We start from the raw sequence: 12,752 nt of genomic DNA, 5'->3' as shown, positions 1-12,752 counted from the left end.
GGTTTGGTTTTCGGTTTTTTATATTTTTGCAGGAATGGGCGTTTCGTCTGAATCGTCCATTTTTTGTTTGTAAATCAGCGTTCGGCGAATGAAAAATACCATTGTCCGGTTTGTGTTGCTTGTAATTGTCCTGGCAGGGATCAACTGGCTGGCTTCTTCGTTCTTTTTCAGATGGGACCTTACCGAAGACAAGCGTTACAGCATTTCCGACGCCACCAAGCAGCTTTTGGGGAGTCTGGAAAAAGATGTAATTGTGAACGTATACCTGTCCGGCGACTTCCCGGCCGGCTTCGAGCGCCTCGAAAGTGCTACGCGGGAAACCCTGGAAGAATTTAAAACCTACGCCAACGGGCATCTGATCGTCAACTACTCCGACCCCTCCGATGCCACCAGTGAAGAGCAGCGCCAGAAACAATACATGAGTTTAATCGACCGTGGCCTGAACCCCGCCAATGTGTTCGCGAATGAGGACGGCAAACGGACCGAAAAAATTATTTTCCCGGGAGCCATTGTGCAGGCCGATACGCTTTCCGTTCCGGTGCAATTGCTGAAAGGTAATAAAGCAAGCTCTCCGGAAGAACAGCTGAACCAATCCTACGAGGGTGTTGAGTTTGAACTGGCATCCGCAATACGCGTGCTCGCGAACCCCGAACGCAAAAAAGTAGGGTTTGTAGTTAGCCACACGAAAATTCCCCCAGCCCGTTTGAGCGATCTTATTGCTACAATCCAGCAGAGCTACGATGTATTTCTGGATATGAACAATCCCGAGTCGTATGAGGGCCTCGACGCATTGATCGTCCTGAAACCTGACAGCGCGTTTTCCGAAGAGGAAAAATACAAACTTGACCAATATGTGGTTGGAGGTGGCAAGGCGCTGTTTTTTGTCGACGGCGCGCGGGTCGACAGCGTGAGCCTGGATGGTAATTACGCGCAACCATTGGATCTGAACCTCGGAGATCTGTTTTTCAAATGGGGGATCAGATTGAATACGAATCTCGTTAAAGACCTCAATTGTGCCCAAATCCTGTTGAATGTCGGCAATGTAGGCGATAATCCGGCGATTCAGCCTATGCCCTGGCGTTTCTTCCCGCTTTTGAACAATTTTGGAAAGCATACCACCACGAGAAACCTGAATGCGGTTTATACACGTTTTTTGAGCTCCATCGATACCGTCGGCGGGGCGAATAGCATTATGAAAACGCCATTGCTCATGACTTCGCCCTATACACAAATTGTGAATACGCCTGCGCTCGTCGGGTATAATGAGGCGCGCAAGGATCCCCAGCCATCGGATTACCGTTCCGGCGTCAAACTCGCCGGCGTGCTGCTCGAAGGATCATTCAATTCGCTCTTTCAAAACCGCATTCTGCCCGGTGATCCGAGGGCGGCAAAGTTCAAGGTACAGGGTAATGGCGGTAAAGTGATCATCTGCTCTGACGGCGACCTGATCGTGAACGATTATGATTATAAAAGGAATGCACCGCTACCGCTCGGTTATGACCGCGTGACGAAACAAACCTTCGGAAACAAGGATTTCGTGCTGCACGCACTCGATTACATGACCGACGCCAACGGACTGATCAATGCGCGCGGTAAACAAATCGAAATCCGTGCTTTGGATAAAATCCAGATCCGGGAGAACCGAAAGTTCTGGCAGGCCCTGAATTTATTGCTTCCGATAGTAATAATCGGCATTTTCGGGGCTGTCAGATATTACCTACGGCTTCGAAAATTTGGTTAGTAACCCCGGTGGCGCTTCCGTAATTTTTTATACTTTTGTTCCCTCCAACAAAGTTTTTCCGGAATCTTCCGCATATAAATCTATCAACTAAACACTTACGTCACGAATTATGAAGTTTGTCGTTTCGTCATCAGTTCTACTTAAACAGCTGTCTGCTATAAACGGTGTCGTTTCAACGAACCCAATTGTGCCAATCCTTGAAAATTTCCTGCTGACACTCGACGGAAATTCTCTGACCGTGACTGCATCCGACCTTCAAACCGTCATGATTACGGAAATTGAAGTGGAATCATCTGAAAAAGGAGCCATTGCCATTCCCGCAAAGCTGCTGCTCGACACCCTCCGCGGCTTGCCCGAGCAACCGATTACCTTGCAGGTGAATGCTGAAACGTTTGGTACCGAAATTATTTCCGATAACGGCCGCTATAAGCTCTCGGGCGAAAACCCGATCGATTTTCCGAAAACACCGGTTGTGAACCGCGGCCAGTCGGTGGATTTTTCATCATCAGCTTTGGGTGCCGCCATTTCAAATACGCTGTTCGCAACGAGTACCGACGACCTCCGCCCTGCCATGACGGGGGTTTTCGTGCAAATGGGAGCTGAAAGTGCGACTTTCGTTGCTACCGATGGCCACCGCCTCGTGCGCTACCGCCGGACCGACATCAAATCGGACATCGATACGTCGATGATTATCCAGCGCAAAGCGCTAAACCTGCTGAAAAGCTGCCTGCCCTCGGAGGATGTGCCCGTGAAAGCGGAATTTACTTCTTCGAATGCATTTTTCAGCTTTGGTAATATCCGGATGATCTGCCGGCTGATCGACGAGCGTTTCCCCGACTATGAGAACGCGATCCCGACCAACAACCCGAATACACTCACCATTAACAGGCTGGAAATCCTCAGCTCGCTGAGACGTATTTCGATCTATTCAAACAGGACTACCCACCAGATACGCATGAAAATGGCGCTGAACGACCTGGTCATCTCCGCCGAAGACCTGGATTATTCGAACGAAGCCAACGAACGCCTGATGTGCGAGTATAATGGCGACGATTTGGAGATCGGCTTCAATGCGAAGTTCCTGATCGAAGTATTGGGGAATCTTTCCAGCAAAACCATCACTTTCGAACTTTCCGCCCCGAACCGCGCCGGACTCATTATTCCGGTAGACCAGGAAGAAAATGAAGATATCCTCATGCTCGTAATGCCGGTAATGCTGAACACCTATGTTTAGAGAGCCGTAATCATACAACATTCAAGTCCGGCCTCCGCCGGACTTTTTTTTATTCCGTAATGCTCTCGGACACAATACTTTATACACTATTTACCGTTAATTACGAAAAAAATCGTAGTAAAGGCTTGCAAGTACGATTTTTTTCGTAGACATTTGATACGAAGATTATCGTAGCAACTAATATCATGTATATCAAGCCCACCGACTCCGAGCTGGAAATCCTGAACTACCTCTGGCAGGCAGGCCCTAGTACCGTTCGCGCTGTGCACGATGCCCTTTCCGAAACCAAGGACGTTGGTTACACTACCACGTTGAAGCTCATGCAGATCATGCATGACAAAGGGCTGCTCTACCGCACGGAGCAGGGCCGGTCGCACATTTATGTGGCACTCCTCGGTAAAGAGGAAACGCAGCAAAATCTTGTAGGCAAAATGGTCGAGACGTTGTTCCAGGGCTCCGCTGCACAAATGGTGATGCAGGCGCTGGGGAATCACACCACCTCCAAGGAAGAACTGGATGAAATCCGCGAGCTATTAAATAACCTGGAAAACAATCGTTAGCCATGAAATTTTTCTCAAATCTCTTACCCGGTCCGGCCGTCTCCGCATTCGGTTGGACGCTCATCCATTCCATCTGGCAGGGAACGCTGCTAATGTTGATCGGCATCGCCGTTTTCTATTTTTTGAGGAAAAAAACGGCCGGTATGCGCTACATCGCGGGTGTCGGCTTTCTGTTCGCGCAAGTGCTCGCCTCTGCCGGCACTTTCATTTACTACTACCCTAAAACCGTCGGCACCGTTTCAAACGCAAAGACACTGGCGCGTTACACCGCATTAACCGCTTCCCGCACGTGGGCGGAGGTTTCACGTGACCTTCCCGTTACATTGAAAGTGCAAATGTGGCTGTCGGCCCATTTACACGAACTCGTCATTTGCTGGCTTATCGGCTCCGGTATTTTGCTGCTGCGTTTTGCCGGCGGCTGGATTTTTACGGAACGTCTCCGCCTGAATGCCAGGGCCGTTACGGACAGGGAATGGCGGGCGAGGTTCGGGGTTATCATCGCTAAAATGAATATTTCCAAATCAGTTGAATTCCGCGAGTCGGCCAGAGTGCTTACTCCCATGGTAATCGGCGCTTTCCGTCCGGTGGTTTTAATCCCCATCGGCTTGCTATCGGGATTTTCCACCGCGCAGGTAGAAGCCATTCTCGCACACGAGCTGGCGCATATCCGCAGGAACGATTATCTGATCAACATGCTGCAATCGTTCGTGGAAGTGATATTCTTCTTCCATCCGGCGATCTGGTGGCTATCGGAAAAAGTGCGCGCCGAACGCGAACATTGCTGCGATGACATCGCGCTGTCTGTTTGCGGGGACAAAATGTCGCTCGCCCATGCACTGGTGAAAGTAGCCGAATGGCAGGCAACACCCGGACTAGCCATGGCGTTTGCTTCTAAAAAACCGTTACTGCTGCACCGTGTACAGCGTGTTTTAGGTTTGGATCCCAAACCTGTCCGCACATTTTCGAGTCTTCCGGCGATGATTTTCGCGATAGGACTGGTGCTCGGTGTTTCAGCTTATGCGGTGGCCCAAAAAGTGGAGAAGGATAAAGAAAAGAAAGCCGCCAAGCACATGACCGTCAAAAAGCGGAAACCGGTAAAAGCAGACATCCGCGAGGAGCGTGAAATGGAGGAATTGGCTGAAGTGGCTGTTGACGAGAACATTCATGAAAATATCGAAGCCGAACTGGCCCATGTAGAGGCTGACCTGGAAGAGCCTGAAATGGATTTGGAACAAACCGGCAATGACACGCTGGACCAGAAACTATGGGAAATAAACCGCAAAATACGCGCAATGCACGATGAACTGAAACCTTACCATGCGAGACTGGAAGAGCTGAACCTTCAAAAAGAAAAGCAGCAGTTCGAGACAGAGCGGTTCGAGCGGGAGATTCAGAAAATCGAATGGAAAAAACAACGTGCATCGGAATTGCGAATGGACCTCATGGAAAAAAGATCCGTCATTTTTAATCAGGATGCCAAGGATTCGAAACTAAGCGACGCTGACATCGACAAGCAACTGGCAGATTTCGAACAGCAGATTAAAGCGCAGGAGCAAATCATTTCAGATCTCAATAATCAGATATCGAATGCGAGAAAAGAGGCCGCCAGAGCGGCAGAACCCGAGCTGAAACTCCAGAGGGAAATCGAAGAAATACACTTCAAAATCAGTGAGCTCGGCAAGAAAATAGGTCTGGAAACATTGAGCTACCAAAAATTGCAAAGCGCCAATGAACCGCGGATAGCACGCAGCGCGCGTGTAGCACGTGCGGGACGTGTGCAGCGCGCGGGAACCCCTGCCCTGCCACCGGCGCCCGTCAAAGTTGCCAAACCGGCACCGGCACCTAAACCGCCACTTCCGCCTAAAAAATACCCGAAGGATTAAGCAAAAGGGCAGCGACTGACTGCCCTTTTGCTTTTTATGCATTACTTCGTTATTCCACCTCGATGACCACGTCATCGCTCATCGGGTGCGTTACGCAGGTGAGGATGAACCCTTCATTGATCTCCGCTTCTGAAAGCGCGTCTTCTTCATCCATTTGCACTTTGCCGGACGTGCACCGGCCCATACAAGCAGTACACATGCCCGCCTGGCATGAGTATGGCAGGTCGATATCCATATTCAACGCCGCTTCGAGCACGGTTTCATGCGGTTTTACAGGCAATTTATATTCCGTGCCTTCATAAAACAATGTGATTTCACGCGTTTTGGGAGAATCGTCGTCTTCCACCTCCGGCTCTACCGTCACCTCGCCCGGCTTGGCCGAGGTAGCTGTTGCGAAACTCTCCTTTCGGATTTTGTTCTCCGGCACCGCCAGGATCGAAAGCGCGCGGTGCGCCTCTTCCATCATATCTTCCGGCCCGCACAGGAAATATTCCGCCTCTTTTACATTCAGTGCAGGCAGCTTTTCCATGATCTTCAACACATGGCTTTTATTCAACCGTCCGGTTTCGCCCTGCCAGCCTTCGCCCGGCTGGCTTAATGTATGTACAACCGTAAACCGCTTGCCATATTTGCGTTCCAGAGCCGCGATTTTATCTTTGAAAATAATGCTCTCCTCCCTCCGGCTTCCATAAATCAGGAAAACTTCGCTTTCCGGCTCCACCATCAGAATGGATTTCAAAATCGAAAACAATGGGGTAATGCCGCTTCCGGCCCCAATGAAAACCGCCTGGCGCGTCTGGTCGTCCGCCTGTTTAGGAAAGAAATGGCCCATAGGCTCCAGTGCCTCCAGCACATCGCCCTCTTTCAGCGTATCCAGGAGCAGGTTCGAAGCATAGCCTCCCGGAACCCGTTTGATGGTTATTGCCAGCGAAACATCTGTATAAGGCGAACTCGACATCGAATACGACCGTCTGATCTTCTTGTCTTCAAACGGCAGTAACAATGTCAGGAATTGGCCCGGACGATATTGAATAACTTCATTGATCGGATGCCAGAAATGGATGGTGGTAGCCTCGTCCGTCTCTTTCTCTATTTCCTTGACTTTTAAAAAATAGTATTTGCTCATTGTTGGCTGTAAGCTTTAAGCCTTAGGCTCTATGCTTATTTGTTCAAAAAACTGTGTGCTAATGTGATATAAAAACAACATAAAAGCCTCACAGGTAACACCTATGAGGCTTTTATGATTTCATTTTGCTATTATTTCAAAGTCGCGACGGCGTCTTTGATGCGTTTTACCGCTTCTTCCAGTGCTTCGTCGGCCGCTGCGGTTGAGATACGGATGCAGTTGGGAGCTCCGAAGCCCGAACCGGCTACAGTCGAAACATAGGATTTGTTCAGAAGCCAGTTTGCGAAATCGTCGGAATCCTTGATCGTCGTTTCACCGTCCGATTTACCGAAATAGTAGCTCACATCCGGGAACGCATAGAATGCGCCTTGTGGTACATTCACCTTGAAGCCGGGGATTTCTTTCAGCAAACCTACAACCAGGTCACGGCGACGGTGGTATGCCTTCGCCATTTCGATAGAAGGCTCTTTAGGGCCGTTGAATGCAGCGGTAGCCGCTTTCTGCGCGATAGAGTTTGTTCCCGAAGTTACCTGACCTTGCAGTTTTTCAACGCCGTCGGCGATCCATTTTGCCGCGGCGATGAAGCCGATCCGCCAGCCCGTCATCGCATAACCTTTCGCCACACCGTTCACCGTGATTACGCGGTCTTTCAACGCGGGGATGGAACCAATGCTGAAATGGCCTTCCTCGGTGAAGTTAATATATTCATAGATTTCGTCGGCCAGCACATAAATGCCTTCGTGCTTTTCAAGCACCGCCGCGATTTCTCTCAATTCTTTCTCCGAATAAACAGCGCCGGTCGGGTTGTTCGGCGAAGCATACATCACCACTTTCGTGCGAGGCGTAATCGCCGCCTCCAATTGAGCCGCGGTAACCTTGAAATCGTTTTCAAAAGCACCGTCGATAATTACCGACTTTCCTTCGGCCAGCTTCACCATTTCGGAATAGCTCACCCAGTAAGGCGCGAAGATTATCACTTCGTCGCCCGGATTCACCAGGACCTGGATTACATTGGCCAATGAATGTTTGGCACCCGTCGAAACCACGATATTTTCGGGCTTCCAGTCGATATTATTGTCGCGCTTTAACTTGTCAGCAATGGCCTTTCGCAGATCAGGGTAACCTGCTACGGGTGAATAACCGTGAAAACCATCGTCGATGGCTTTTTTTGCGGCCTCGCAAATGTGTGCGGGCGTCTTGAAGTCCGGCTCTCCTACGCTCAGACTGATCACTTTGTGGCCTTGGGCGGCCAGTTCACGGGCCATTTTGGTCATCGCCAGCGTCGAAGATTCTTCGAGGGCGTTGATCCGGTCGGCCAACCGGGTTTCCAACCGGGTTTGCTCTGCTACTGCGGACATTGCAATGTTTTAATTAAGTTAAAGAAGGTACTGCGAACTGTATCAACAAATTGCCCGCAAAGGTACGGCTTTTTTAGGAGTTGCATTGTATTATGTTTAGAAAGATTTATCGGCTATACATTACTTAGCCGGCGGCGACGCTTATCTGCTTGAAATCGCGGCCTCAACAACGATATTTGTCTATGGACACACCAATCACCATTGAAGAAATCATTTTCCTGGCCAATGTGCCGGAAAACCTGCACACCGCATTCCTGCGCGTCGCGAATGGGCTGCACGAGCGCGCGAAATACCCGAAGGAAAAGGTATTTCTGATGCTCGTCAAAATGCTGAACGACCCAAAGAAATATGCTTTTTCCAAAAACAAGCTAACCAATCTGGCGAAAACGGTGTACGACCTGCGGAAAAGCGGCACGGAAATCACACTTACAGATGACGGCAAAGAATTGATTTACAACGAAGAAGCTGTATTAACACTGGAAGAAAAGGAACCTCAGCAAAAGAATACCTTCCAACTACGGGAAGACAAACTGCATTACGCCGTTTTCGGGAAAGAGCAGATCGAAGAAGGCGCATTGCAGCAAATGGAAACCGCCGTTAGCTTGCCCATATCGATCGCCGGCGCATTAATGCCTGATGCACACCAAGGTTACGGTCTGCCTATCGGCGGCGTACTTGCCACCGAAATCGACAAGGTAATCCCTTACGCCGTAGGTGTCGACATTGCCTGCCGCATGTGCATGTCCGTTTTCGACATTTCTCCCGATTACCTTAAACGCGAGCCGCATTTCTTGAAAAAGATTCTCACGGAAAACACCAAATTCGGCATGGGCGGCGAAACGTCGCGCAAATACGACGATAGCATTATGGACGCGCCCCAATGGGAAGCCACCAAAACGATCCGTTCGCTGAAAGACAAGGCTTACCGGCAGCTAGGTACCTCGGGCACCGGTAACCATTTTGTGGAATGGGGCATCGTAGAAGTATTTGAAGACGACCCGCTTTTAAATTTACCCAAAGGCGAATATCTCTCACTCCTCTCGCATTCCGGTTCCCGTGGTTTCGGAGGAAGCGTGGCCAACTACTATTCAAAACTGGCTATGCAGCGGACCATCCTTCCCAAACAAGCCGCCCACCTCGCCTGGCTCGATCTTAACACCGAAGAAGGTCAGGAATACTGGATCGCGATGAACCTCGCCGGTGACTACGCCTCGGCCAACCACCACGAAATCCACAACAAAATGGCCAAATCACTCGGTGAAAAACCCTTGAAAATCATCGAAAACCATCACAACTTCGCCTGGAAGGAGCAATTAGCGGACGGCCGAGAAGTGATTGTCCACCGCAAAGGCGCCACACCGGCCGGCGCCGACGAACTCGGTATTATACCCGGCTCCATGAGCCAGCCAGGTTATGTGATTCGTGGCAAAGCCAATGCAGCTTCCATTAACTCCGCTTCGCACGGCGCCGGGCGCGTAATGTCCCGCACGAAAGCATTCTCGACTACTACGCGAAGCCAGATGAACAAAATTTTGCAAGATAATAGTATTCAGCTCATTGGCGGGGATCTGGACGAATCACCGATGGTTTATAAGAATATTGAAGATGTGATAGCGGCGCAATCGGAGCTGGTGCACGTGCTGGCAAAGTTTTCGCCTAGGATCGTGCGGATGGCGGATGCGAATCGGAAGGAGGGGCGGGAGGATTGAAATCAATCGATTCCCAATTGCGCTTTTACCTCTTCCAAGCTATGCCAGGTTTTGGTTTCCGCTTTAATCTTAACGGCAGTTAAATAGTCGGAAAGATCTTCGAGGCTTTCAAAGTCTGAGAGTTCACTGAGTAATGCCTCGTACTCCCCAATTGGTAAAACAGCAAATTTCGGCTTGCCGTCCTCTTCTATAATTTGTGCATTCAGGTTCATCAGTATATTTCTTTTCTGTGTCCTACATCAATAATCTCTAAAACCTCAAACTCATTATACTTATTGAAAAGAACTCTATAATTCCCAACTTTCAGACGAAATACAGCTCTCTGATGATTCTCGAGACATTTCACATTGCTTTTGAATTGTGGGTGTTCAGCCAGTTCTTGGAGCTGCGCGATTATCTTTTCAGCGTCCCGTTTTGGAATAGATTTCAGGCCCTTCAAAGCCCGATCTGTAAAAATCAGTCTGTACATCAGGAGGCATAGTGTGTTTTCTATAAAATTAAAACACCTCCCCCAAATTCACAAACAACCCTCTTGACCCATCCATCCCAAACCCATAATCAATCGCAATATTCGCCCCCGAAGTCTTATTTACCTTAATACGAATTCCCAATCCGCCGGCAGGCGCAATCTTACGAAAGCTTTTCGAAGGCCAGTCTGAAACACTCTGCGCATTGGCGAAGAGCACGCCGCCAAAAAGGCCGTTTTTGGTCAATGCGAAGCGGTATTCGGATTCAAGGTAAAGCAGGTTGGTACTGCGGAAGCGGCCTTGAATGTAGCCACGGCCGATGTTGGTCGTTGGGTCCCAACCGGTAGCGGGGAGATCGAGATAAGGCGGTTTGCCGATGGTAAGCCAGTTGTAATTCCAGAATGCGAGGGTATTCTGACTGCCTTGAGGCAAGTTGAAATAGCGACGAACGTCGATCACAATCGATTGCCAGTTATTGGTGCTGCCGAGCGCAGTCATATTCGGGCGGAACTGGACGTTGCTGTAAAAGCCTTTGAGAGGGTTGATGGAGTTGGTCCGGCTATCATAAGCGACGGTCACCAGCGGCCCGACGGACGATGATTTATGCCCCAATCCATAATCTTTAATATCCTGGTTCAGCTTTTCCTCCTTATCCGTCTGCATAATTTGCCACCTTTTGTCGTAGGCAAAACCCAACCCGACGAAAAACGACTTGCCGATCTTTTTCAACACGGTCTGATGCAGCCGCAAATGCTTGTATTTCAGCCCTGTGGCGTCGCGCATCTTCGAATCCATACCCAAACCATATGTATCCTGAGGATATTTGAAAAACCGCCAGTCGACTACGAAATTATAGTTGTTATGCCGTGTCCAGATGTTGGCCTGAACCGGAATTGTCATTTGCCTGTATTCGGTATAAATGAAATTAGTGGTAATGCTCGAAATATTGGTCGTTTTGGGGTTGCTGGTGTAAAATGCAATGTTCGCATTGAGCGATCCCGTGAGCCCGGACGAGAGCGTGTACCCGCCTGCGGGCACGAGCGAGAAAATCGGCTTGCCCGAGCGGATTTTCGGAACACGCACCGAATCCGATTTGTCCTTCGATTTCCACTGCCTGAGCACGTCGATCAGGTCTTTTTGCATCACTTTTTGTGCCGAATCGCCAATTGCGACGGTATCCTGTCCTGCCACATTCATGGTGGTTACATAGTTTCCGGCCTGCAAACCATTCACGGTCAGCATAATAAGCGCGGGTACTATGTAAAAAAGCTTCATTACCAGGTCGGGTTTGTCAGGCACATTCCTAGTAATATATAATAAAATAGTACCCGCCACAAAAAAAGCCACCGGCTTCTCGCGAAACCGGTGGCTTTATACCACTAAATCTGGCTATTATGCCAATGCAGCTTTCAGATTGGTGTCGATAGCTTCCAGGAACTCCTCTGTGTACAGGTAGTGCTCACCGTGTTTCACATCGTTTCCATAGATACCCACAGCCAAGTCCTTCGTCATTTTTCCACTTTCCACAGTTTCGATACACACTCTTTCAAGCGCTTCGGCGAAGTCGATCAGCGGCTGGTTATTGTCCAGCTTGCCACGGAATGCCAATCCGCGTGTCCATGCGAAGATGGAAGCGATTGGGTTAGTGGAAGTTGGCTTGCCTTTCTGATGCTCGCGGTAGTGGCGGGTTACGGTTCCGTGCGCGGCCTCAGCCTCCATGATCTTGCCGTCCGGCGTAACCAGCGTGGAAGTCATCAGGCCCAGTGAGCCGAAACCTTGTGCAACTGTATCCGACTGAACGTCACCGTCGTAATTTTTACAAGCCCATACAAAGTTACCTTCCCATTTCAACGCGGAAGCTACCATGTCGTCGATCAGACGGTGTTCATAGTGTACTTTTCCTTTGTATTCGTTTTCGTATATCTCCTGGAAAATATCCTTGAAACGGCCGTCGTATTTTTTAAGGATGGTGTTTTTAGTAGAAAGGTACAAAGGCCATCCTTTATCCAAAGCTACATTGAAGCATGAACGCGCAAAACCGCGGATCGACTCGTCGATATTGTACATTCCCATCGCCACACCGGCACCTTTGAACTGGTACACTTCATGCTCGATCACCTGTCCGTCCTCGCCTTCGAATTTGATCGTCAGTTTACCTTTTCCGGGAACCACAAAGTCGGTAGCGCGGTACTGGTCACCGAATGCGTGACGACCTACGATAATCGGCGCCGTCCAGTTAGTAACCAGGCGAGGCACGTTTTTCATTACGATCGGCTCACGGAACACGGTACCATCGAGGATGTTACGGATGGTTCCGTTCGGCGATTTCCACATTTGTTTCAGACCGAATTCTTCAACACGGGCTTCGTCAGGTGTGATAGTCGCACATTTGATACCCACGCCGTATTCTTTGATGGCGTTGGCAGCATCGATAGTCACCTGGTCATTGGTCTCGTCGCGGTACTCGATACCCAGATCGTAGTATTTGATATCTACGTCGATGTAAGGGAGGATCAGTTTTTCCTTAATAAATTTCCAGATGATGCGGGTCATTTCATCGCCATCCAGCTCTACGACGGGATTGTCAACTTTAATTTTGCTCATGTCTTAAATTCTATACAATAGTTAAAGATTTTGAAATCAGACCGTGAAAGTACGAACAATAGAATAAAAA

11 protein-coding genes are annotated in these 12,752 nt (G+C 49.4%); 5 read left to right on the top strand and 6 right to left on the bottom strand.

Annotation, left to right across the window (positions count from 1 at the left end):
* Positions 1–88: 88 nt before the first annotated feature.
* The 4 genes from gldG to ABV298_RS14370 all read left to right on the top strand — a co-directional run bounded on the left by gldG (position 89) and on the right by ABV298_RS14370 (position 5,418).
* Positions 89–1,741 carry a gliding motility-associated ABC transporter substrate-binding protein GldG gene (gene gldG / locus ABV298_RS14385; RefSeq protein ID WP_353722757.1) on the top strand — a complete coding sequence of 551 codons (1,653 nt, stop codon included), beginning with the start codon at positions 89–91 and terminating at the stop codon, positions 1,739–1,741.
* 109 nt (positions 1,742–1,850) lie between these two features.
* Complete coding sequence (gene dnaN / locus ABV298_RS14380) at positions 1,851–2,975, top strand: DNA polymerase III subunit beta (protein WP_353722756.1); 1,125 nt, start codon at positions 1,851–1,853, stop codon at positions 2,973–2,975.
* A 185-nt stretch (positions 2,976–3,160) separates the two neighbouring features.
* Entirely contained in the window at positions 3,161–3,535 is a 375-nt protein-coding gene (locus ABV298_RS14375; RefSeq protein WP_015813170.1) for a BlaI/MecI/CopY family transcriptional regulator, read from the top strand.
* A 2-nt stretch (positions 3,536–3,537) separates the two neighbouring features.
* Positions 3,538–5,418 carry a M56 family metallopeptidase gene (locus ABV298_RS14370; RefSeq protein WP_353722755.1) on the top strand — a complete coding sequence of 627 codons (1,881 nt, stop codon included), beginning with the start codon at positions 3,538–3,540 and terminating at the stop codon, positions 5,416–5,418.
* 49 nt (positions 5,419–5,467) lie between these two features.
* Here the strand turns inward: ABV298_RS14370 and ABV298_RS14365 are convergent, their stop codons facing one another.
* A complete protein-coding gene (locus ABV298_RS14365; protein WP_353722754.1) occupies positions 5,468–6,544 on the bottom strand; it encodes a ferredoxin--NADP reductase in 1,077 nt (358 codons plus the stop codon).
* Between the two features lie 131 nt (positions 6,545–6,675).
* On the bottom strand, positions 6,676–7,902 hold the full coding sequence (locus ABV298_RS14360) for a pyridoxal phosphate-dependent aminotransferase (RefSeq protein WP_353722753.1): 1,227 nt from the start codon (positions 7,900–7,902) through the stop codon (positions 6,676–6,678).
* A gap of 182 nt (positions 7,903–8,084) precedes the next feature.
* On the opposite strand from ABV298_RS14360, the gene ABV298_RS14355 reads away from it, so the two are divergent.
* Entirely contained in the window at positions 8,085–9,611 is a 1,527-nt protein-coding gene (locus ABV298_RS14355) for an RtcB family protein (protein WP_353722752.1), read from the top strand.
* 2 nt (positions 9,612–9,613) lie between these two features.
* Here ABV298_RS14355 and ABV298_RS14350 read toward each other — a convergent pair whose 3' ends face one another.
* From ABV298_RS14350 to ABV298_RS14335, 4 genes are all read right to left on the bottom strand, one after another.
* A complete protein-coding gene (locus tag ABV298_RS14350) occupies positions 9,614–9,823 on the bottom strand; it encodes a prevent-host-death family protein (RefSeq protein ID WP_353722751.1) in 210 nt (69 codons plus the stop codon).
* On the bottom strand, positions 9,823–10,080 hold the full coding sequence (locus ABV298_RS14345; RefSeq protein WP_353722750.1) for a type II toxin-antitoxin system RelE/ParE family toxin: 258 nt from the start codon (positions 10,078–10,080) through the stop codon (positions 9,823–9,825). The genes ABV298_RS14350 and ABV298_RS14345 overlap by 1 nt, the downstream gene beginning before the upstream one ends.
* Positions 10,081–10,108: 28 nt before the next feature.
* Positions 10,109–11,353: a hypothetical protein gene (locus ABV298_RS14340; RefSeq protein WP_353722749.1), complete on the bottom strand. Its 1,245-nt coding sequence runs from the start codon at positions 11,351–11,353 to the stop codon at positions 10,109–10,111.
* Positions 11,354–11,470: 117 nt separating this feature from the next.
* Positions 11,471–12,682 carry an NADP-dependent isocitrate dehydrogenase gene (locus ABV298_RS14335; RefSeq protein ID WP_353722748.1) on the bottom strand — a complete coding sequence of 404 codons (1,212 nt, stop codon included), beginning with the start codon at positions 12,680–12,682 and terminating at the stop codon, positions 11,471–11,473.
* Positions 12,683–12,752 lie beyond the last annotated feature (70 nt).

The sequence above is a fragment of the Dyadobacter sp. 676 genome (genome assembly GCF_040448675.1).
Lineage (GTDB): Bacteria > Bacteroidota > Bacteroidia > Cytophagales > Spirosomataceae > Dyadobacter.
Note: the sequence above shows the minus strand (reverse complement) of the source record. Positions and strands in the feature narration are given on the sequence as shown.

Bases quoted from the DNA above. Each gene is read 5' to 3' on its own strand.
- gldG (WP_353722757.1), top strand. From the start codon at position 89: ATGAAAAATACCATTGTCCGGTTTGTGTTGCTTGTAATTGTCCTGGCA.
- dnaN (WP_353722756.1), top strand. From the start codon at position 1,851: ATGAAGTTTGTCGTTTCGTCATCAGTTCTACTTAAACAGCTGTCTGCT.
- ABV298_RS14375 (WP_015813170.1), top strand. From the start codon at position 3,161: ATGTATATCAAGCCCACCGACTCCGAGCTGGAAATCCTGAACTACCTC.
- ABV298_RS14370 (WP_353722755.1), top strand. From the start codon at position 3,538: ATGAAATTTTTCTCAAATCTCTTACCCGGTCCGGCCGTCTCCGCATTC.
- ABV298_RS14365 (WP_353722754.1), bottom strand. From the start codon at position 6,544: ATGAGCAAATACTATTTTTTAAAAGTCAAGGAAATAGAGAAAGAGACG.
- ABV298_RS14360 (WP_353722753.1), bottom strand. From the start codon at position 7,902: ATGTCCGCAGTAGCAGAGCAAACCCGGTTGGAAACCCGGTTGGCCGAC.
- ABV298_RS14355 (WP_353722752.1), top strand. From the start codon at position 8,085: ATGGACACACCAATCACCATTGAAGAAATCATTTTCCTGGCCAATGTG.
- ABV298_RS14350 (WP_353722751.1), bottom strand. From the start codon at position 9,823: ATGAACCTGAATGCACAAATTATAGAAGAGGACGGCAAGCCGAAATTT.
- ABV298_RS14345 (WP_353722750.1), bottom strand. From the start codon at position 10,080: ATGTACAGACTGATTTTTACAGATCGGGCTTTGAAGGGCCTGAAATCT.
- ABV298_RS14340 (WP_353722749.1), bottom strand. From the start codon at position 11,353: ATGAAGCTTTTTTACATAGTACCCGCGCTTATTATGCTGACCGTGAAT.
- ABV298_RS14335 (WP_353722748.1), bottom strand. From the start codon at position 12,682: ATGAGCAAAATTAAAGTTGACAATCCCGTCGTAGAGCTGGATGGCGAT.